At 47.2% G+C, this 22,212-nt stretch carries 17 protein-coding genes; 12 read left to right on the top strand and 5 right to left on the bottom strand.

The window, feature by feature from the left end:
- Positions 1-218 precede the first annotated feature (218 nt).
- Together MKY95_RS26875 and MKY95_RS26870 are read left to right on the top strand one after the other, a co-directional pair.
- Positions 219-1,208, top strand: coding sequence for a YhcN/YlaJ family sporulation lipoprotein (locus tag MKY95_RS26875; protein ID WP_051449926.1), 990 nt, complete (start codon positions 219-221; stop codon positions 1,206-1,208).
- 243 nt (positions 1,209-1,451) lie between these two features.
- The gene (locus tag MKY95_RS26870; protein ID WP_017692532.1) at positions 1,452-1,676 is read left to right on the top strand and encodes a helix-turn-helix transcriptional regulator; all 225 of its coding nucleotides are present in this window, start codon (positions 1,452-1,454) and stop codon (positions 1,674-1,676) included.
- Between the two features lie 201 nt (positions 1,677-1,877).
- On the opposite strand, the gene MKY95_RS26865 is transcribed toward MKY95_RS26870, so the two are convergent.
- Entirely contained in the window at positions 1,878-2,171 is a 294-nt protein-coding gene (locus MKY95_RS26865; protein WP_051449941.1) for a hypothetical protein, read from the bottom strand.
- Between the two features lie 229 nt (positions 2,172-2,400).
- Between MKY95_RS26865 and MKY95_RS26860 the strand changes: the two genes are divergently transcribed.
- A complete protein-coding gene (locus MKY95_RS26860) occupies positions 2,401-2,940 on the top strand; it encodes a DUF4303 domain-containing protein (protein ID WP_036673481.1) in 540 nt (179 codons plus the stop codon).
- A 160-nt stretch (positions 2,941-3,100) separates the two neighbouring features.
- Here the strand turns inward: MKY95_RS26860 and MKY95_RS26855 are convergent, their stop codons facing one another.
- Complete coding sequence (locus tag MKY95_RS26855) at positions 3,101-3,448, bottom strand: hypothetical protein (RefSeq protein ID WP_338706931.1); 348 nt, start codon at positions 3,446-3,448, stop codon at positions 3,101-3,103.
- Between the two features lie 146 nt (positions 3,449-3,594).
- On the opposite strand from MKY95_RS26855, the gene MKY95_RS26850 reads away from it, so the two are divergent.
- The 4 genes from MKY95_RS26850 (at position 3,595) to MKY95_RS26835 (ending at position 6,949) form a co-directional block, all read left to right on the top strand.
- Entirely contained in the window at positions 3,595-4,458 is an 864-nt protein-coding gene (locus MKY95_RS26850; protein WP_339195252.1) for a MurR/RpiR family transcriptional regulator, read from the top strand.
- Between the two features lie 9 nt (positions 4,459-4,467).
- On the top strand, positions 4,468-5,196 hold the full coding sequence (gene nagB, locus MKY95_RS26845) for a glucosamine-6-phosphate deaminase (RefSeq protein WP_210109933.1): 729 nt from the start codon (positions 4,468-4,470) through the stop codon (positions 5,194-5,196).
- The gene (gene nagA, locus MKY95_RS26840) at positions 5,193-6,413 is read left to right on the top strand and encodes an N-acetylglucosamine-6-phosphate deacetylase (protein WP_339195248.1); all 1,221 of its coding nucleotides are present in this window, start codon (positions 5,193-5,195) and stop codon (positions 6,411-6,413) included. The genes nagB and nagA overlap by 4 nt, the downstream gene beginning before the upstream one ends.
- Before the next feature lie 164 nt (positions 6,414-6,577).
- Positions 6,578-6,949 (top strand): hypothetical protein, encoded by a 372-nt coding sequence (locus MKY95_RS26835; RefSeq protein WP_339195244.1) that lies wholly within the window; start codon positions 6,578-6,580, stop codon positions 6,947-6,949.
- Between the two features lie 607 nt (positions 6,950-7,556).
- Here MKY95_RS26835 and MKY95_RS26830 read toward each other — a convergent pair.
- The 3 genes from MKY95_RS26830 to MKY95_RS26820 form a co-directional block, all read right to left on the bottom strand.
- The gene (locus MKY95_RS26830; RefSeq protein WP_339195241.1) at positions 7,557-9,143 is read right to left on the bottom strand and encodes an oleate hydratase; all 1,587 of its coding nucleotides are present in this window, start codon (positions 9,141-9,143) and stop codon (positions 7,557-7,559) included.
- 155 nt (positions 9,144-9,298) lie between these two features.
- Positions 9,299-10,006 (bottom strand): TetR-like C-terminal domain-containing protein, encoded by a 708-nt coding sequence (locus MKY95_RS26825; protein WP_339195239.1) that lies wholly within the window; start codon positions 10,004-10,006, stop codon positions 9,299-9,301.
- Between the two features lie 941 nt (positions 10,007-10,947).
- Positions 10,948-12,303: a dipeptidase gene (locus MKY95_RS26820; RefSeq protein ID WP_076319745.1), complete on the bottom strand. Its 1,356-nt coding sequence runs from the start codon at positions 12,301-12,303 to the stop codon at positions 10,948-10,950.
- Positions 12,304-12,518: 215 nt separating this feature from the next.
- Here MKY95_RS26820 and MKY95_RS26815 point away from each other — a divergent pair, with 215 nt between their 5' ends.
- The 5 genes from MKY95_RS26815 (at position 12,519) to MKY95_RS26795 (ending at position 22,204) form a co-directional block, all read left to right on the top strand.
- The gene (locus MKY95_RS26815; protein WP_339195237.1) at positions 12,519-14,924 is read left to right on the top strand and encodes an AraC family transcriptional regulator; all 2,406 of its coding nucleotides are present in this window, start codon (positions 12,519-12,521) and stop codon (positions 14,922-14,924) included.
- A gap of 333 nt (positions 14,925-15,257) precedes the next feature.
- The gene (locus tag MKY95_RS26810; protein WP_076329080.1) at positions 15,258-16,187 is read left to right on the top strand and encodes a sugar ABC transporter permease; all 930 of its coding nucleotides are present in this window, start codon (positions 15,258-15,260) and stop codon (positions 16,185-16,187) included.
- 12 nt (positions 16,188-16,199) lie between these two features.
- Complete coding sequence (locus MKY95_RS26805; RefSeq protein WP_017692544.1) at positions 16,200-17,087, top strand: carbohydrate ABC transporter permease; 888 nt, start codon at positions 16,200-16,202, stop codon at positions 17,085-17,087.
- Positions 17,088-17,105: 18 nt separating this feature from the next.
- Positions 17,106-18,611 (top strand): extracellular solute-binding protein, encoded by a 1,506-nt coding sequence (locus tag MKY95_RS26800; RefSeq protein WP_339195234.1) that lies wholly within the window; start codon positions 17,106-17,108, stop codon positions 18,609-18,611.
- A 239-nt stretch (positions 18,612-18,850) separates the two neighbouring features.
- A complete protein-coding gene (locus MKY95_RS26795) occupies positions 18,851-22,204 on the top strand; it encodes a glycosyl hydrolase (RefSeq protein WP_339195231.1) in 3,354 nt (1,117 codons plus the stop codon).
- The last annotated feature ends 8 nt before the right edge of the window (positions 22,205-22,212 follow it).

Genomic DNA, 22,212 nt, shown 5'->3' with positions numbered 1-22,212 from the left:
TCGAGGCAGTGCTGCGAACAAGCAGCACTGTTTTTTTATTTTATATAGCGAAGAATTTCACTGTCCACAGATCAAAACCCAAAGACTTCTAAACAAAGACCAAAACCAGAATACCTGAATCTACAGGGTAAGGTACCATATCCTTTCAGCATATCGGTACGTACAGAAGCGCATCCTATCTTTGTGACCAAAACCAACAAACATTGGAGGATGAGTACATGCCAGCAGTCAAAAAGGCAACAGCTATTACGTTATCATTATCTACTGCAATCTTTGTAATGGCCGGTTTGACAGGATGTGGCACGAATCGGGATACCAACAATATGCATACGCAAAGTGTTCGTCAGCAAGCCAACGGCATTAACCGTTATGGTGTGGAAACAAATGGAATGGATGGCATCCGTGCGAAAAGTTATCGCATGCATAATGTCACTGACCTGAAATCCAGTGAAGAGCTGGCAAAACGCATCACGGAGATGAAGGAAGTAAAATCCGCCCGTGTCATGTTAACGGATCGTAATGCTTATGTGGCTGTTCGTTTGGCAGATGGTCATGCAGGCAAGTTGGAAAGCAAGTCCAATGGTCGTACGAGCATGCTGAATGGAACGATGCGTAATCATGCCAGTGATACCATGCGTGGAGGCAACATGAATCACGATATGGGTGGTATGCGTGTGAATGGTGGTACGGGCACAATGTCTCCGTACAGCACTAGTGGAATTGCTCCAGGACTGAACACAAATTCGGCAACGGATCGCAGCCATATGGGGAATGACCGCAGCATCTATGGAACCATGGGCACAGGCGCCGTTGGCATGATGCGTGGTCTGACAAATAGCGGTAAAGCACGTGGGACAGACGATGGGCATTATGGTATGAAAAGTGAAGGACAACGTGTAGATAGCACGGACGATAACACATCAGCTGAGATTAAGGGTAAGATTTCAGCCAAAATCAAACAGTTTGCACCAAATATCGAGAATGTATATGTATCAGCCAATCCAGACTTTGTGGAGCATGTCGAGAACTATGCCACAGATATTCGTAACGGTAAGCCCGTTAGTGGCATGATCGATACGTTCCAATCGATGGTGGAGCGCATTTTCCCAACGAACGGAACAGATACGAATAACCGTGATGGCATCCTTGACGATGGCCTGATGAACCGTAATCACAACGGTGGTGTCATGAATCGAATGAATCGGTAGTTTTTTGACATGAACAAGTGTGCCTTTGCGCAGATGGTAACATCCGCTGCAGGGGCATGTTTGTTTTACATAATCTCAAATATATAGACAACTGCTCACGTTCTCTTTGGACAATGAATCACATGTTTACTGCCCATTTTTCTTATAAAACTGAACCAACGCCCTTGACCTGACATAAGATGAGTTGACTGTATCCCCTTAACCTTGTTACACCAACACAACCCGAGCAAGGAGGGGTGAACATTGAAGGGTATCGATCATAAAAGCAAATTTTTGTTGACCCACCGTGAACGCGAAGTATTCGAATTACTGGTTCAAGACAAAACAACGCGTGACATCGCAGGGCAGTTATTCATCAGCGAGAAAACGGTGCGTAACCATATTTCGAATGTGATGCAGAAACTCAATGTTAAGGGTCGTTCGCAGGCAGTTGTCGAGCTGATTAAGCTTGGAGAACTGAAGATTTAGTTGCGAATTACAGTTAGGATTAAGTAGCAGCATGAAAGCCTTTCTCTATTCTTTGTTATGAAGAATGGGGCAAGGCTTTTTTGCTGCTGATTTATAGTTTATTACATCAGATGATCCGCTGTTCCGGGATTGAGTCACCCAACCATGGTGTACAAAAATAAGCCACGCAACGACAACCATCAAAGGTTATCATTACATGGCTTATGTTGAAAATTGGACATTCATTAATTCAAAGTCATTTTTGCATGAGGCTCCTGAGAAAAATTCCTCTACAACCTCAACATCGCTTCTGCTCGTATGAAATACATATAACTCGCGTGTCGGATGGAGCTTGTGCAGTTCTTTATAACCGCTCCAGGCTTCTTGAGGATTATCATAGTTTTGAATAACCGCTATATCCTCTAGTTGACGGACACGGTTGCTGGAACTTGCCTTGATTGCTTCCACAAGCACAAAACGATCTGGGTGTAATTCAGTAATCTCTCCCCATTTCATCGGCGTCACCTCGCTTGGATAGTCGTATTTTTATTATAGCATAGTTGTTTAAGGGTGTAGGAAGTAAGCACGTTATTTGTAATTATGTGGTACCTTGTAGTTATTGAGAGACCTATATAGCAACAGGGCGGGGATATGAATATCTCGTTAAAGTTTTTGGGCCCAATTAATTTATGGTTTGAACAGACAATTGAATCTTAAACTGTATTAGCATGAAAGGATGAGCTGAGTGGACCGTTTTTTAAATGAATTTGAAAACCAATTTCGAGCGGGGTTTCTACCCGATCTGGAACAAACGCTGTCTAAAGTGCAGGATGAGAAAGTATATGCTTGTGCCTTTGGAACAGACAGTGATTGGGTTACCCTGTTTTTGGCGGTAAATACAGAGGAATCCCTGGCTGGGCATATTTCGAGTATGAATGAGCAAGGGCTGTGTGATAGCGAGCAGGACGAGATCTATTACAGATGGGGCTGCTCCGAATATCAATATGGCGAGGAGACGCACTTTAACCATATCAGTCGATTGTTGTATGCAACAGAGGATGTCCAGAAGTATAAAGATGAGATCATTCGAATCATTGCCAAAGTTGTGAATGAGACAGCAGATGAAGTTTTTGCCCGATATGGTCAAACCAAAGCAGACATTACGTTCTTCGTTTCTCTCACAGATGACGATTTGGCGGAGGAGATTGAGAATCAATCGGTCCATCAAATGACTGTACCCGGCTTAGCCAGCAAATTCTTAAAACGATATGATGACATGAATTAGACCGAGTTAACTTGAGTTGAGCGTTTAGTTGAATGGAAATTGCATTAAAACGAATTGAATCTTAGTACCGCGAAAGTCTTTCCTATTCTTTAACTAAACTAAAGAAGGAAGAGGCTTTTTTGTTTTAGCGTGAAAAAATGAAACAACCGAATCCATACACTTATTGATTTCTATTCATTTGAAGGAACGTCCTCCATTTTTTCTTCGAAAATGGCTGATAAAAGAGCTGCTCCAATTCCTCAAATTGTGCTTCGTTCAGATGAAGATGGAGTGCTCTTTTCGCAATTTTTGCGGCAGGCTGGGAAGCGGATTTCCTTCCTCCAGCTTTTCGTTTGATCGGAATATGAAATTGCAGCAGATCTTCAAGGTGATTCCAACCTTCCCAACTCAACCGACCTCCGCGTTTCCAGTCGATAGCATAGAGGGCATAATAGGCGTGTCCTTCTGTTTGTTTGGAAGCCATAATCCAGATGGAAGGAATGAGCTTTTCCCGTTGTCTTCGATTCATTGAATTGCTCCTTTTTTTGATATTGCAAAAGCCATGGGAAATTCCTCTTGATTTGCAGGATCGTCTTGATTAGAATAAAGTTATAAAAATAATTTTCTTAATTTATTAAAAATAAATAAAAATAATTTTCATAAAGCGAGGTCCTCATGGCAGCCATATTACGTGCGTTGCAGCAAGAACTGAATAACCTTCCGGCTCAGGAGCGACGTATCGCCGAAGTCATTATGCAATCTCCATCGGACATTCCCGGCTGGACGATTAGTCATCTGGCAGAGCAGAGTGGCACAAGTGCGGCGACGGTAACCCGCTTTTGCAAGTCGTTTCATTTCAAAGGTTTTCCCGATTTCAAAATGAAACTCGCCGCAGAATTGTCCCACGCATCTGATGAAACGGCGTATCAGGATATTGTAGCGGGCAATTCCCTATCCAAAATTGTTGAAGCTATCGAAGCCAACCACCTCGCGTCTATTGCAGATACCACTCGTTTGCTGGATTTGGGCAGATTGGAGCAAGCAGTGCAATTATTGTGCCAGGCTCGCCGCATCGATCTGTACGGTGTGGCTACCTCTTCGATTGTTACACAGGATTTCTATCAGAAACTGGTGCGGATCGGCAAAAGCTGTACGGCTTTCTCCGACTCACACATGCAGATTACATCCGCATCTTCGCTCGCTGAGGGAGATGTGGCGATGGCCGTATCCTATTCAGGCGAAACACCAGAGACCATCGATGCCCTGCATTGTGCCAAACAGGCCGGAGCTTCTACGATTTCACTGACTTCCTATGGCAGCAACACGCTTGCAACGGTATCGGATATCCCACTATTCACCTCTTCTCTGGAAGAAGGCATGAGGCGTGGAGATATGGCTTCACGTATTGCACTGCTGCATGTGGTCGATATTTTGTTCACAGGTATGGTAAGTGCCGACTTCGACCGTTTTATCCCCAGACTGGAACAATCCTATCACAATGTGCAATCTTATCGAGTCCAACACAACGGAGGTGCCTGACAGATGAAGATGAATATACGCATTTTTGAAAATGAAGAAGATTTGAACGCTACAGGTGCTGGCCTCATTGCCAGCTTGTTGCAGACCAAACCACGGGCTGTATTGGGGCTTGCGACAGGAAGTTCTCCTGTAGGCATATATAAACAGCTTATCACGTTATATCAGAAGGGGCTTGTCAGCTTCTCACAGGCTTCTTCTTTTAATCTCGATGAGTATGTCGGACTTCCAACAGAACATCGCGAAAGTTACCGCAGTTTCATGAACGAACAATTATTCAATCATATCGATATAGATATTGCTAGAACGCAAGTGCCTGATGGTCAGGCTGCAGATCTGGAACAGGAATGTAATTCCTATGAACAAAGGCTGGACGATCGTGGACCGGTAGACCTTCAACTGCTGGGCATCGGACATAATGGTCATATTGGCTTCAATGAACCGGGAACGGAGCTGACTGGGCGGACACATGTCGTGGATCTGAAAGACGAGACGCGAAAGGCAAACGCACGTTTCTTCGACAGCATCGATGAGGTTCCCGCTCAGGCGATTACGATGGGTGTCGGTACCATTTTGAAAGCCAAACAAATTCTGCTCATTGCGCGTGGCGAGGAAAAAGCCGAGATTATTCGCGAAGCTTTTATGGGTCCAATCACAACGGCCTGTCCTGCATCGCTTTTGCAATGTCATCCAAATGTGGTGGTATTGCTGGACCGTGCGGCAGGGAGGCTGGTGAGATGACTGGAGCGAATAGCCATGAACCTGGGAGACAGCGTGATGAAAATATTTCTCTTCTTCGGGGCAAATTGCTCCTTGCAGATGAGATATTGGAAGACGGTGTATTAGCTTGGAGGGATGGAAAAATCCTCTATGCTGGGATACCGGAAGGTCTTCCTGAACAGATTCGGCGAGAGGCTTTGCCGCTGTCTGTACCGGAACGCGGCCTCATTGTGCCTGGATTCATTGATATCCATGTGCATGGTGGGAACGGAGAAGACTTTATGGACGCAAGCCCTGAGGTGTTGGACAAGATCACTTCTTTCCATAGTACGCAGGGCACAACAGCGATGCTTGCGACTTCCATGACGGCTCCAAAAGAGCATCTGGACAGCGTACTTGCTGAAGTCGACCGCTATCGTTCGAGTGAAATGCCATATGCGCAGCTTGAGGGTGTGCACCTGGAAGGTCCGTTTTTTAGTCCGAAATGGCCTGGTGCGCAAAATCCGGAACATATCATACTGCCTGATGTATCCTGGCTCGAAGCATGGGAGAAGCAATATCCTGGCCTGATCCGTCAAGTTACGTTGGCACCGGAACGTGAAGGCGCGCTGGAAGTCATTTCATGGCTGCGAGAACAACGGATTACAGCGGCACTCGGTCACACGGATGCGACCTATGAAGAGGTGGAGCGGGCAGTGGAAGCCGGACTGCATCATGCGGTTCATACATTCAATGCCATGACACCGTTGCATCATCGGCTACCCGGGGCTGCCGGAGCCGTGCTGAGTGATCCGCGCATCAGTGCTGAGGTGATTGCCGATGGTATTCACGTACACCCTGCGGCGATCTCGATCCTCGCTCAGCTGAAGCAACATGATGATCAACTTGTGTTGATTACAGATGCCATGTCTGCTGCGGGACTGAATGATGGGGAATACAAGATCGGTGACCTGCCCGTAATCGTGAAGCATGGCGAGGCCAGACTGAAGGACGGCGGCGCACTGGCGGGAAGTACACTGACAATGATTCGCGGTTTCCGTTACCTGGTACAGGAAGTGGGTTTGAGCCTGAACGCTGCATCACGTGCAGCAAGTTTGACCCCGGCACGCCTGCTGGGCATTGATCACCGGACAGGTTCCCTGGCTCAAGGAAAACAGGCAGATATCGTTTTGCTGAACGCGGAGCTGGATATTGAGGGTGTGTGGGTGAAGGGCAGACAGATCGGCGAGTCATATTAGATTTAGAAAATTAGTATCGTGCTAATAACTTTCATTTGTGATGCATCGGTCTTCGGAGTTAAAACTTGGCTTGCATCTGTGTAGAGGCAACACCTTGCACAATATGTTAAAATAGATCTCAAAAAGACGGGATCTGCGGATCACGCATAACGGAGGCGTGAAACATGGAACGTAACGCTATGCTCGAACATGATCCGTTCATCACAGTGTTGGCGGAGAAGTTACACATACACGGATATTATGCCTTTTATGGCGAGCATTACAATGAGACCGATATGGAGCTGTACCGCAGGCATCTGTTCACATCATTCAGCAACATCTTATGGGTAGAGCTGGATGCACGCAAAAAGTATATGATTGTCGATCATCGTGGACGCAACACAGTCATGAAACTGATCGAAGGTATGCTGAACACGCGCAGAACGCTGAGAGCGAACCAGGCAATGGCAGGTACGGACACCGCTGGAGTCCAGCAGGAGATCGCACATTTATCCAAGCTTGTGCACATGCTGAAGTTCACAACATTCCGCACATAAGCGAAGTGTGATATGTAGGCTGTAATAAGCAGCGTGAGTAGTGCTAACGAATCTGTGAAGCCTTATTCCAATGATTTGGCAGTCATAGAAAATGTAACGAATCTCAGACACGCTATTTAATGCAATTTAACGATATTTCGTTACTTAAACATGTCTAAAGCGCAAATAAGATGTCTACGATTCGTTAGATTTTCAAACCTGCGAAATTTCAAGTAATAAGGTTTGTGAGGTTCTTTAGACGACAGTTGGCAATCTCGATGAAAGCTATGGGTTGGACTTAGATAGTACACGAGTAAACGAAAGAGAGAGTCCTGTCATCGCTGACGGAACTCTCTCTATTTTCTTTATACAACGACTAATCAGTTTAGCAACAACCATATTCACTCATTAACTCGTTCAACGGGGATGCAAGCTTCTGAAGCTAACTCATGTAGTAACTCATATCTTACTAACTTGGCACTATCCGTAGAATTAAGATAACAAAGCTTCCTAAAGATCACAAAGTTACTCACCGAATTCTATAGATATCTCCAAAGATCTATCCCCATCCACAGATCCATCCAACATTCCTTCATTCATCTAATGTCTGAATCCTCATGAAAAGTGGTCATCTAAACGAAGTCACAAAACTGCTGAACAGCGTCCGGACATCATACTGATACTGGTTGATCGGCTCAATTGGACGATTTTCTCCAAGTAAAGTGTATACCGCGATTCGTGCTGCTCGGACCGAATATTCTTCTGTGAATACCACGTCATCGGGAATCTCGCAGAATTGGCTGATGAAGGCCAGGTTGGTGGAGCCTTCAGGTACAACCTTCGGTCTGTCGCTGTTTAGTCTAGGCATGAATTGCGCTGTAATGTATGGCATCATGCAAGGAATGCAGTTGGCGGTAGCCATGATGTCCTCTTGATGTTCCTGAAAATGAAGATGGCCGATCAACTCCTGCATAATCTCTTCCCCTGTACAGTCGCACATTCTCTTCTTCACGTAATCGCCCACGTTATCCGGGAATAATCCGTATCCCCAGAATACGTTTACATGCTCCGGCTGACCGCGGAAGTGCGGTTGAAAGGCCAGAACAACAGACATGAACCAGCTGGAATCCTTGAAAGTAATCAGCGCCCCGGTGCCTGCCCGGTTCCGTGTGAATTTCTCCATCAGATCAAAGAAGACCGAATCCTGGAAGGTGACCGTAAACGATTCCCATTTGGACTCATCCACATGATCATTAAATGAAGAAGGATTGCCCAGCAACGGTTTCTTGGCGGCAATGTTCTCCCACAGCTTCCATGAGCTGCCCTTGCCGTTCAGTTTCGGTGCGGAAGTCATGGAGCCGATATCGGCCCCTTCGGTCATCGAACCGTTTGTGACAATGACGAGATCACCTTCGAGGATGTCAATGACTTCCTCTTCACCTCCCCTGAGCACATGCATCCGACTTACCGTAATGCCGTCTCCGTCTTTGAAATCCAGATCGGTAACCGTACATTTCAGCGTGAAATCAACGCCAAACGGTTCCAGGTAGTTATGCAATGGCAGGATAATCGAGTCATATTGGTTGAACGGTGTGCGGGTGACACCTTCCAGCGTTTGAATTCTTGGGAATTCGTGAAAAAAGCGAAGCATGTATCTTTTGAATTCCACGGCGCTATGCCAAGGCTGGAAAGCGAAGGTGGTCGCCCACATATACCAGAAGTTTGTTTTGAAAAAATGAGGGCCAAACCAGTCGTTGATTCGCAATTTACCCAGCGTGTCTTCAGGAGTAATAATCAGTTTGCCCATCGCCAACCGGTCCGCCATATCAAAACCCATGGAGAGCACATCTTCGACCTTGCCGTCACGGTTAATGAGCCGTGCATTGGAATGTGTGGGATTGGCATCGTCAAATTCGGTGATTTCCTGTCGGACAGATATGCCCGGACGGTCGATGGAAGGGATGGAAGCCAGCAACTCCCACAGATTCTCATAGGCCTCGTCATTGAGCATCCGTCCGCCGCGGATGATATATCCTTGATCGGGATTACCAGCACCGTCATTGCTGCCGCCGAGAATCGGCATTTCTTCGATAATGTGAATGTGTTCTCCAGGAAAGCCACAATCTCTAACCAGATAAGCTGCACCCGCCAAAGATGCAATGCCGCCGCCTACAAAATAGACCTGTTTATTACCATGTTCTTTCTTCACGATCATTCGCCTCCAAAAGTTACTGTAATCACATCCCTAATGTAAACCTTGCAGGTTCCGTAAGGTATGATCAAAAGAAAGGGAGTGTCCAATTTTTGGTCACTTGTAGTAAAGTGTCTAAAACCTAGGCATAGATCACATGTGAAAAAAGCCGCGCATCCTTAAGTGGATGGCAGCTTATTCTCATACCTGTGCAGTGCTTTCAGGACATTGCCTTCGATTAGCTCACTGAGCTTCTCAATATTCTGTTTTGGCGGTTCTTGCATGTTGCCCCTCATCCATTGAATGATCAGCCCGGTGAAAGCCAGGGTATAAAAGTTGGCGACAAACTCTTTGTCTTCACCGCAGACCTTAATCCCACAGGCCAGCTCATCAATAACACCCATGATCAGATCATGGGTTACTTCATAGAGGTATACATCCAGGTGGGTACGCCCGAGCGAGTTGAGTGTGTTGCAGCAGAACGTTTTGTTGTTCTCGATGTAACAAAAGATTTTATAGAATCCGTCCGTCCATGTGCTGTAGCTTCGGTACTCCGTAAGACTCTCCACCGCTTCAGTCTGATAGATCCACCCAAGTAGCGCGTAAATATCCTGAAAATGATAATAAAAGGTTTGCCTGTTCACTCCGCAATTCTCCACCAGATGTTTGACCGTAATCTTGTTCAATGGAGTATGCTCCATCAGTGATTTAAGCGAGTGAGCCAGCGCATTTTTGGTCAGGTGAGAAGTAGACACAACATTCACCTCATCATTTTGGATTAGCTTGCCGGGGCGCAACAGCACGTAAACAGCTACGTGGCAAAGCCCCGCGCCGAAGTCGCTAAGCACAAACAAGTCAAAACGCAGGAATCCCGCAAGATTCTCCATCCACAAATACCCCTGTAGCTATCAACCATGTAGCTATCAACATCTTCGTTACACTATCCGCAACATACTCGATAAGGGTGCATTCTAAATATCAATCGATTCAAATAAACATCTAAGGCCTTCGCTTGAGTTATCTCATCACAACTCCTTAAAAGTTAGCCGTCGTCTAAAACCAGTCACAATAAAGTAGCCCAGTCAGGGTAAAAGCTGAAACCTAGTGAAGGATACCGATCAATCTAAAAAAACGGCCGATAAGCCGTCGCGTATGTTATCTCCCATACACTAAACCATCAAAACCGAGACTACGTCTATAAAATCAGTCATAGGAACAACGATAACGAAGTTATCGAGAAAAAAATCGAAAAAGTGTTCAGTAGCCCATCGTTAAGGTAATCTATCACACTAACCCATCAAAGTGAGACCCAATCCTTCGAAGCAGCCGCGCTAAGGCTCCGACGTAATGATCGATACAAAATTCAAAGAAAGCCTATAGGCCGCCATGTTGTTATCACTAAAACACTAACCCATTTAACAGTAAGCCTCCATCGTCTCCATCATAAAAAGCAACCATCAAAAAAACTACAATTTCACCAAAAGAAACAAGAACCAAAGAACCAAAGAACCAAAGAACCAAAGAAAAAAAGAAAAAAAGAAATAAAATAAATAACAAAAAACGACCCGAAGGCCGTCCTTTTGTTCTCCTAATTACACTAACCATTCAATAGTTAGGCTCAATCCTAAAATCAGTCATGCGAGAAGCTGCAACGTAGTGAAGGGGACGAAATCGATTCTGAAGAAGCGGAGCGTTCGCCTTTATCGTCGGATTTTACCCTTTGAGAAGGGGAATCCAAAAAATCCGACGATAACAGCGATCTAAAGAACGATTCGGCCCCGGAACGTCCACTCAGCACGCTCTCATGATCTGGTTTTAAACACGATGATTACAAACTCTTCAAAAACTGAACAATCGTCAACAACCCTTTATCAAAGTTCTCCAGGTTGAAGTGCTCGTTCGGTGCATGCAGGTTCTCATCCGGTAAACCAAAGCCCATCATAACAGCAGGGATTTCGAGTACACGTGAGAGCTTCTCAACAATCGGAATGGAGCCGCCATCTTTGGTAAAGAGGGCACGAACGCCATACACGTGCTCATACGCGTCTGCTGCTTTTTGCAGAATTGGATTGGAAGGATCGGTATTGAAAGCAAAAGCTTTCTCGATCTGTTTCACATGCAGCGTTGCACCCGGTTGAACGTGAGCGCGCAGATGTGCTTCGATACGATCCAATACATGTTGTGGATCTTGATCCGCCACGAGGCGGCAGGTGATTTTGGCATGAGCTTCCTTCGGAATAACCGTTTTGCTGCCTTCGCCTTGGAAACCACCCCATACGCCATTCAGTTCCAATGTTGGACGAGCGCCAACACGTTCCACGAACGAGTAACCTTCTTCGCCGTACAATTGCTCCAGCCCAAGGTCTTGACGAAGCTGTTCTTCATTGAAGCCTTGTTTCACAAATTCTTCTCTCATCTCAGGAGACAGTGGCAGTACGCCGTCGTAGAAACCATCTACACTTACACGGCCTTGCTCATCATGCAACGAAGCGAGCAGGGATACGAGTGCGTGCAGTGCGTTCGGTACACCGCCGCCAAATGAACCGGAGTGCAAGTCGGTATTGGCTGTGTTCAGATCCACATGCATGGAACATAGGCCGCGCAGGCCAGTGGAGATTGCCGGTTTTCCTTTTTCAAGCAAGGACGTATCCGAGATCAGTACCATGTCTGCACGCAGCTTGTCTGTATGTTCATTCAGATAGATGGGCAGGTTGGGGCTGGAGATTTCCTCTTCGCCTTCAATGCAGAACTTGATGTTAACTGGCAGTTCTTTGTTTTCGGCGAGAATGGCTTCAACTGCCTTGATATGTAGGAAGATCTGTCCTTTGTCATCCGTTGCACCACGGGCATACAGCTTGCCATCACGAACGGTAGGTTCGAAAGGAGGCGTCTCCCACAGGTTAAGCGGATCAACAGGTTGTACATCATAGTGTCCATAGATCAGTGCCGTCGGTTTGCCGGGTGCATGCAGGTGATCTGCATAGACAATCGGATGTCCAGCCGTTTGAATGACCTCTACGTTTTCCATGCCTGCACGTGTGAGCGCATCTGCTGCCCATTGTGCTGCACGATTAATATCCTCTTTATGCTCTGAAATGGCAGAGATACTTGGAATGGACAACCATTCATTCAGTTCTGCCAGGTGTTTTTCTCTATTTTGTTCAAAATAAGTCTGTTCTTTCATTAAAAAGGCCTCCTTCATGTTTGCTATATCTCATTGTAATCCATTTTGTCATGTTAATAAAACATTGGTTAAAAAAATGATCGGTTACAGATCGTTTCATTCACCTGAGGATTGTGCGTATAATACAAGAAAAGGATTTCATCCATATATTCTCAGGGGAGTTGAGGAAGTTTCCATGACAGTCAGACCCGATGCAAGCAGGCAGGTGAGCAGCGATGGAACCGACTAGGAGCAATCGAATATTTGGCAGATTCAAGCGGTTATCCGATTTGAAGGTTGGAAGGCATAAAGGACGATTTTATCGAAACAGCCTGATGCTTATTTTACTCATTGCCAGCATTCCCGGACTAATTACAGGTATCGTCATGTATCAACAGGTTGTTGGCCGGATGGAAACCGAGTTCAATCAGATGCATCAGAACCAGATCGAGAACCGGGCACGCAATGTGGATGACCAGCTGGCTTATCTGGAGATGAACTTATCCCATTGGGCTTTTGAACCGAGGTTTGGCAATGCACTGCGAACGTTGGATTTTGTGTACTATTTTAATGAAACGCAGGAGATTGTGACTACCTTATACGTATTACAAGGTTCCCATCCACTGATCAAGTCAGCACAGCTGTATTTGCAGGAACCGAAGCCAATCTTGTTTAATCGGGATTATACCGAATTGAACGATGAAGCGAAAGTACAAGCCTATGATCGATACCTTTCCATGGGGAACCACGTGTACTGGACAGACTGGGTTTCCAGCACCAACAGAGATACCGAACTTTCGACCAACGATAGTCCACTGCATACGGATGCAGGCAATGCACTTGTTCTAGTACATAAGATACCGGGGGAGAGCATTAATCCGTTTGGTGCACTGATCATCACGCTGGATAACGAGAAAGTCGCTAGTTTATTGAAAACGCTTACTCCTTATGACGAAGGGTTAACGTTCCTTATGGATCAGGAAGGAAACACACTGGTTACCGGGAATCCGGGAACGGCGGGAGAGACTTCTGCTTTTGAGCAGCAGCTAAAAGAAGAAGTAGCCCTACATGCGGGCAGCCGCTCATTCCTGTTCCGATATGAGGATCAGACCTATTCTGTCTCATACGGTTCATTGAGTCGGATCGATTCAGACTGGACTTACGTCTCCGCAGCACCTTTGACCTCAGTCACTTCGCCAGTCAAACTGGTATCCAAAATCATCGTCATTGCCAGTGCAGGTAGTCTCATCCTGGGATTATTGTTATCCTGGTTTGCTTCCCGCCGCATCTATTCGCCTATAGCACGGATGCTGCATCTGCTTACGCCTGGCAGAAACGAAACAACACCAACGGATGCCAAACTGGACGAGTTTGAGCTGCTGGAGCAACAGTGGAACGAGCTGACCTCTCGCAGTGTCACGGCACATCGCCAATTGCAGGAGCAGCTTCCCCATCTGCGCGACAGTTTTGTCTTACAACTTGTACAGGGGCACCTATATGCCTATAACGAGCAGGATCTCCAGCAGCGGATGCGTAATCTTGGCTTTGAACTGGAGGGCCAGCAGTTTTTGCTGGTGCAGATGTATTATACGGGGTATGAGCAGCTGCAAGGCAGATTTGGAAGCCAGGACACGGGATTAGTCACCTTTGCAGCAGTGAATATTACACAGGAAGTTGCGAAAAATTATTTCAGGCAGATCAGTGTCATGAACTTTCATGACCTGTCTTCCGCCATGCTTGTGATCGCTCCCCAGGACGAACCTGTGAAGTCACAAGCGCTGTTATGGGGACGGGAACTGGTGGAGGTCATTGGACGTACGCTCAAAATGAAGGTGACCTTGATGGTCAGTCGCCCGGCAGCTTCACTACAGGAACTGCCCGGACGATTCGTCGAGATGGAACAGGCCGTGGCTTATCGCAGTGTGGAGGAAGGAAGTCAGATTCTCGATCTGGAGGATGAGGCGTGTTTCAGCAAAAATGAAGCAGCTTCCTATCCGCTTGGGCTGGAAAGGGAATTGTTACAGGCGGTCAGGCTGGGCAAACAAGCCGAAGCGGAACGTGTGCTGGAACAATTCATGAGTGAGATTACGCGGACGGGCAGTACCGAATTTCAGGTGCAACAGATGATGCTTCAATTGCTTGGCAGCATTCAGCACATGATGCTGCAAACGGGTGTCACACCTTATAAGCTGTTTGGTGGTTACAACATGTATGAGCAACTATCCGGTATTCGTGAACCTGTACAGATGAAGCAATGGATGATGAATGAGGTACTCATACCTTATATACAAGAGGTTGAGGTACGATCGCAGGAACCGCTGAAACTGGTGGTGGAACGAACGATGTTGTATATCGATACACATTACCGCAGCGACATTTCGCTGGAGAATTGTGCTGACGAGGAGCAGATGACACCCTATGCACTGAGTAAGGCTTTCAAACAGGTATCGGGCATCAACTTTATTGATTATTTGACACGTGTGAGAATGGATGCGGCGAAGCAATTGTTGCGGGAGACAACGATGAAAATCAATGATGTTGCAGCGGCTGTGGGATATCAGCACAGTTATTTTAATCGGATCTTCAAGAAACAGGAGGGAGTTACCCCGAGTCAGTATCGCGATCAATGGTTTGGACAATAACCTTTTATAACTTTGTCATTTCAGACCGGCATTCGGCTTTAACGGATGCCGGTTTTTTCTTTTTTTTACCGTGATACAAAGAAGGATAAACCCGCAAAAATGTGCAATTCTACCCGCTACGTTATGTGCAATTTCTTGTGAAAATGGCGTTATAGCGGGCTTTTCGGCCATCATGTCGTAGCAATGCAAAAAATGAAGGTTGCCGGAAACCAGGCGTCTGTATAGTCTGAATAACAGGTTAATTGATAACGCTTACATCGTTGAGGGAGGGGAGACATGATGAACGGGAAGACGGACTGGAATACCAACGGCACTGCAACTGCTCAAGCGGATATGGCAACAAGACCATTAAAACAAGAGTCCAATTGGAAAAGGCAGATCAAACGAAACAAGTGGTTATATGTGCTTGTGCTTCCCGGCTTTTTGTACTTTGTCATCTTTAAATACTTGCCCATGTGGGGGATCATCATTGCCTTTCAGGACTACCAGCCTTTCCTGGGCATCCGGGAGAGTAACTGGGTGGGGTTAGAGAACTTTACGAACTTTTTCTCCAATCCGGACTTCTTCCGACTATTACGTAATACGCTGGTCCTTGCCCTGTATGATCTCATCTTCTTTTTCCCGGCACCAATCATTATCGCTTTGTTATTAAATGAAATTCGGGTCGCTTTCTTCAAAAGAATGATTCAAACGCTGGTCTATGTACCCCATTTTGTATCGATGGTTATTATCGCCAGTATCACGTACGTGTTCCTGACCCCGCAGGGCGGAGTGTTATACGACCTGATCGCCTGGATTACAGGCAAGCCCATTGATGTACTCTCCAGCCCGGGTTCGTTCCGCCCGCTCATTATTGTTCAGATGATGTGGAAGGAGATGGGATGGGGCACAATTATTTTCTTGGCAGCCCTCGCAGGTGTCGATACGGAACAATATGAAGCCTCCATTGTGGATGGTGCAGGACGGTTACGGCGGATGTGGCATATCACACTTCCAGCCATTCGTACGACCATAGTCATTTTGCTTATTCTCAGACTGGGGAACTTCCTCGATACCGGATTTGAGCAGATCTATCTGATGACCAACTCCCTCAACCGGGATGTCGCAGATGTATTTGATACGTATGTGTACACGGTGGGGATTACGCAAGGTGCATTCAGTTACAGTACCGCTGTGGGACTATTCAAGTCTGTGGTGGGGATTATTCTGGTGCTTGGCAGCAATAAACTTGCGAAAAAATTCGGCCATCCCGGAATTTATTAAGGAGGAGCGCCCATGAACAGCCGTCTATACAACAGCCCTGCCGGCAAGGTATTTGATATCTTCAATTACGTCATGCTGGGGATTCTGGGCATATTAACCGTCCTTCCGTTCCTGTATATTATAGGGAATTCTTTCGCAACGGAAGCCGAGATCACCGAACGCAGTTTTTTCCTCATTCCGAAGGTGTTTTCCTTCAGCGCGTATGAGTATATTTTCTCCTCGTCCACGATCTTTCGTAGCATTGGTGTTTCCATTTTCATCACGGTGGCAGGTACACTGGTCAATCTGTTCTTCACCCTAACGATGGCCTATCCATTATCCAGAAGTGACTTCTGGGGCCGTAACGTCATGATGAACATGGTGATTTTCTCGATGTTATTTGGTGGTGGCATGATTCCAACGTACCTCGTCATTCGTGGACTGGGACTGCTCGATTCTTACTGGGCCCTTATGCTTCCTGGCGCGATCAGCGCTTTTAACTTAATAGTTGTCAAAAACTTTTTTCAGCAAATGCCGCCCGGGCTGGAGGAAGCGGCCCGCATCGACGGCTGTTCAGATCTCGGGGTGCTGTGGCGAATTGTTCTGCCTTTATCAAAGCCAGTCATTGCCACGTTTGCCTTGTTCTACGCCGTAGGCCACTGGAACAATTTTTTCTCGGCACTTCTGTACATTTCCGACAGTGACAAATGGCCGCTGCAAGTCATGCTGAGACAGATCGTGTTACTTTCGCAAGCCAGTGTCGGAGATATGGCAAACATGGACCCCAATTTTGTACAGCCACCAGAACAGTCAATCAAAATGGCGGTGATCGTTGTAGGTACCATTCCGATTTTGCTGGTGTATCCGTTTTTGCAGAAGCATTTTGCCAAAGGTGTCATGTTAGGTTCAATCAAAGGCTAAAGCCAAGGGGGAGAACGTATGGGACAAAAAACGGGATTCAAAAAAGGTGCACTGTTACTCTCTGCGTCACTGGTATTGAGTACAATTCTGGGAGCATGCTCCACGGATAAAACAGGTTCAGGGAGCGCTGCCGGTGGCACAGACGAAATTACCATTATGCTGCCGAACTTTGAAGCGGAGAATCCGCCGGAGAACAGCCCGGTCATCCAGAAGCTTGAAGAACTGACCAAGGTGGATGTGAACCTGCAGTGGGTGCCAAGCAGCTCGTACGAAGACAAATTTAACATCACACTGGCTTCGGGAAAGCTGCCTCAGATTATGGTGGTGTTAGGGAAGTCCCCAAGTTTTATTAATGCGGCCCGAACCGGAGCATTCTGGGAGCTTGGTCCTTATCTGAAAGATTATCCGAATCTGAGCCAGATGAATGAAATCATCACCAACAATGCGTCAATCGATGGTAAAACCTATGGGATCTACCGGGCAAGGGCCCTCGGACGTAACGGGGTCACAATCCGCAAAGATTGGCTTGAGAAGTTGGGGCTGGAAGAGCCAAAGACGATTGATGAATTTTACAATGTATTGAGAGCGTTCACGAAGGATGATCCAGACGGTAACGGCAAGGATGATACGTATGGTCTGGTTGCCAGCAAGTTCACGGGCCCATGGGATAACATGCAGGTATGGTTCGGTGCACCCAACAAATGGGGAGATGATGGCAGCGGAGGTCTGATTCCGGCGCATGAGACACCAGAATACATGGAAGCCCTGAAATTTTTCCGGCAAATCTATAGCGAAGGTCTGGTGAACAAGGATTTTGCCGTGATGGATGCAACGAAACTTCCTGATCCATTTGTGAATGGGCAAGCCGGTGTCATGGTGGATGTAGCAGATAATGCGCAGCGCATGGATCAGAAAATACTCGATAAAGACCCTAATGCGACAGGACGTGTGGATGTGCTGCAAGCGATGGAAGGTCCAGAGGGATTGCGTGATATGCCAACGTCTGGCTACTCCGGCCTGATTGCGATCTCCAAAAGCAGTGTCAAAACGGAAGAAGACCTGAAGAAGGTACTGAGTTTTCTGGATCAGCTGAATGAACCGGAATTGCAGGCATTGTTGTACAACGGACTGGAAGGCAAGCAGTATGAGAAAAAAGAAGACTACATCATACCGAGCACTGACAAGCTTGCGCTCCGCGACTTGCAGGGTTTAAATCAGATTTTGATGTTTGTGCCGGAAGACAGAACGCTTCGTGTCCAACAGACACCTGTCCGTGAAAAGGTTGCACAGGTGCAGAAAGCCAACGAAGAGATTGTCATTGCCAATCCTGGCGAACCGCTGATCTCTGATGTTTACGCTCAGAAAGGACCGCAGCTGGACAATATCATCAACGATGCGCGGATCAAATATATCGTAGGTCAGATTGATGAGAAAGGATTCGAAGATGCTGTTGCCCTGTGGAAGAATAACGGCGGAGACGATTATGTGAAAGAAGTTAATGAACTGTACGCTGCACTGAAGTAGTCGTATAAGCCAGAGCCCGGTAGCCGTGCTTTCAGTGTAGCGGAAACAGTCGGGCTTTTCTGATCGCTGTAATGGCTTGATCCATGAACAAAATTTCATCCAAATTTCTGGGAAACACGACTTCCTGAATATAGTTTTTGATGTATAATCAAAACAAAACATACCTATATGAACTTAAATGAACGTTATTGGTAAAGCTGGATACCACACACTCTTGGACACGCAGGGAGGAAGGCAACATGTGGAACGGGGATGCTTTTGAAAATCCCGAGGCGCAGTACAGGGTCCATCCCTTTTGGTTCTGGAACGGGGATATGGAAGAAGAACAGATAAAGCGGCAAGTGGCTGAGATGGCGGCGCAAGGTGTAGGTGGATTCTTCATCTGTCCACGTCAGGGACTGCAAATTCCCTATCTGTCGGAAGCGTGGTTTGATAAGGTGCGGATTGCAGTGGAAGCGGCGGCTGCTCACGGCATGCAGGTATGGTTATATGACGAATATCCATATCCAAGTGGGATGGCTGGTGGGGAAGTGACCCTTGATTTCCCTGAAGCGAAGCAACGACAGCTCGTGCATCACCAACTGGTGGTTCAGGGCGGAGAAGCTATGGATCTGGAATTGCCGTGGGGACGAGTCTTGGTTGCCAAGGCGATTCCCAAGGATGAACAGGGCAAACGGTTGTGGCATGAATCCATTGACTTGCGCAGCAAAATCGGCAATATCCAGACCGATCAGGTGTATCAGGAGACCGGACTCACATCGTATAACCGCAAGCGGTTCTTCACCTACCGAACAGCGTTCCGCTTGTTGTGGGATGTTCCCCCAGGTGATTGGGAGTTGATTATATTTCAAGAAATGGAGATCGACGATTTCAAATATTACGGCAACTTTGTTGATCCTTGCCACAAGGAAGCGATGAGTCGATTTATTGAACTGACACATGAGCGTTATAAGTCAGCGGTTGGAGATCAATTTGAAAGCGTAATCAAAGGTATGTTCTCGGATGAGATTGCACCGCTGGGCCGTATCCCCTGGTCACCACAGCTTCCCCGTTATTTCAGCGAGCGTTGTGGTTATAGTCTGATCGATTCGCTACCGGCGCTGTTATATGGTGATGTTCCGGACGCGCATCGGATTCGGTATGACTACTATCAGTCCCTACACCTGCTTCTCAGGGAGTCCTATCACAAACAGGTGCATGACTGGTGTGAGGAAGCAGGAATCCAGTACGCGGCAGAGGTGCCTGGCGTACGGATGACCACCCAGTTGTTCAGTCATATGCCAGGTGGTGATTCGGCCCATGAGAAAATCGGACGGTCCTTATCGTGGATTCTGGAACGGTATGGTCAAAAGATGCGTGACAATCCCAAGATGGTCAGTTCGCTTGCCCGGCAATTGGGCCGAAGCCGCAATCTGATTGAATGTTTTCACAGTGTAGGCTGGTCCATGACGCTACAGGATGCCAAGTGGATGATTGATCGAATGGCCGCCATGGGCACCAATTTTTATAACTTTCACGCCTTTTTCTACACGATTGGTGGGCTTGCGAAGCATGACGCACCACCGTCTCAATTTTTGCAGAATCCCTACTGGAAGCATTTCCGGCAGTTAGGGGATTACACCGGACGGTTGAGCTATCTCATGAGCACCGGAGCAGCAGATATTCGTATTGCCGTGCTTGACCCAACGACGACATTCTGGAGTCTGATGGGTAATCCGCTGCATGGATTCGAGTATAGCGGCGAGAACGAATCAGAACGGGTGCAACTGGAGCGTCTGACGAAGGACTGGATGCGGATCACGACACATCTGCTCGAAAACAGACGTGACTATGATCACCTTGATCCCGAATTGTTGGCTGAAGCTGACTTAACGGATGGCATCATTCAGATCGGCGTTGCCCGTTATGACGTACTGATTCTGCCACCGATGCTGAATCTGGAGGCCGCGGCCTGGGAACAGGTGAAGCGATTTGTTCGGCAGGGAGGAACTGTAATCTCTGTTGGGATGCCTCCGCATATTGCGATTCAGCCGGGAAGTCCGGAGGGAGATGAATCTGCCCAATTCTTTGGTGCGGGCGAGCAGCCACAAGAGGTGTACTGGGGCCGTAGCGTGACAGCAGATCACGATAACCGTGAAACCATGTGGCATCAGGGTGAGGGGAATGCCTATTTTCTACCCGCAGGAACAGGGCAAGGAGATGACTTTTCACTGGAGCTGATCTCTCTCCTGCTCGATCAGGTATTGCCGGAACCCATCTGCTGGATCATGGAGGAGGAAAGTGCATCTCTGCTGATGCACACTCGTGAATTGTCAGATGGAGAGCACATGGTTTTCTTGACCAATCAGGAGGGTCAGGACCTGAAGGGTCAATTGAAGCTGGTCGCCAGACAGCTGTGGGATAGAACGGAGCTGGCAGAGGGTGCTTGTCTCGTGGCAGAACGACTTGATCTGGAGACAGGGCAGCTTCAAGCCTTGCCGTATACGAGCAGCGGCGGGGAATGGTGTATTTCACTAACGCTGGCGCCTTACGAAGCGCATGCTGTACGCCTTACTTTACAAGCTGCGACGGAAGAGGCATTAACAACGAAGGTGGATGTAACAGACAAAACGGGTTCGACGTTCGTAACGGATGTATTGGCAGGAGCTAATCAGGCCTGTAAGATCATGGTCCCTTCGGAAGGGCCATGGCGACTGGAAACGGTGCAGCCTAACATTTTGCGAATGGGACAATTCCATCTTCAGGCTTCCAATGTTAATGGTGTGATTCTGGAAAGCCAGCATGTAGCTGTAAAACCGTTTATTGATCAGGCGGCAGAATTATCGGAGCAGCAGCATCTGCCAGTCCAGTTTAATCAGGTATTTGGCACACCGAAAAAAGCATCCTTAGCCTATCCCATCGAATGTCGATATACGACTACATTTGAGCTAAGAACGGCATTGCCTGCATGCTTGTTATTTATGGACAGAGTGGCGATTTCGGGCACTTGGTCGATGGAGATTAATGGGCAACCACTTGGAAAAGAACAGTTCGATCTAATCGAAATAACCGATCACAATAACATCGCTTGTGACATTACGGAGCTGCTGCACAGCGGTCTCAACGAAATGACGGTGATTGTGCAGGTAACGAAAGATGAGAATGGCATCGTGGATCCCTTGTATCTACAGGGAAGATTCGGCGTGGAGTTCCATCATGAAGGCATGGCTTCGCTCGTGCGGGAGTCGGATACGGCCCTTCGTATCGGATTTGAACCGCAGCCACTGTATCCCCATTTTGCCGGGGAAATGAGTTATAAACGCACGTTCTGGCTGGATGAGCCAGGGGAAGATATGACCACGTTTGAACTGGAATTCAGCGATTGGCGGGTACAGGATGTAACGGAGGTGCGAGTGAACGGACAGAGTCTTGGTGTACGATGCTGGTCTCCGTATCGCTGGAAGGGAGAGGCCTCCTGGTTGCGTCCGGGAGACAACGACATTGAAGTACGGATCACTAACACATTAATTGGCCTGCTTGAAGGTACGTATTTTGATTCAGAACATCATCGATTACAGGATGCAGGTCATGTACCTGTTGAAGAATTCGGATAAAGGAGTGG

The organism is Paenibacillus sp. FSL P4-0176 (assembly GCF_037975265.1).
Lineage (GTDB): Bacteria > Bacillota > Bacilli > Paenibacillales > Paenibacillaceae > Paenibacillus > Paenibacillus amylolyticus.
Note: the sequence above shows the minus strand (reverse complement) of the source record. Positions and strands in the feature narration are given on the sequence as shown.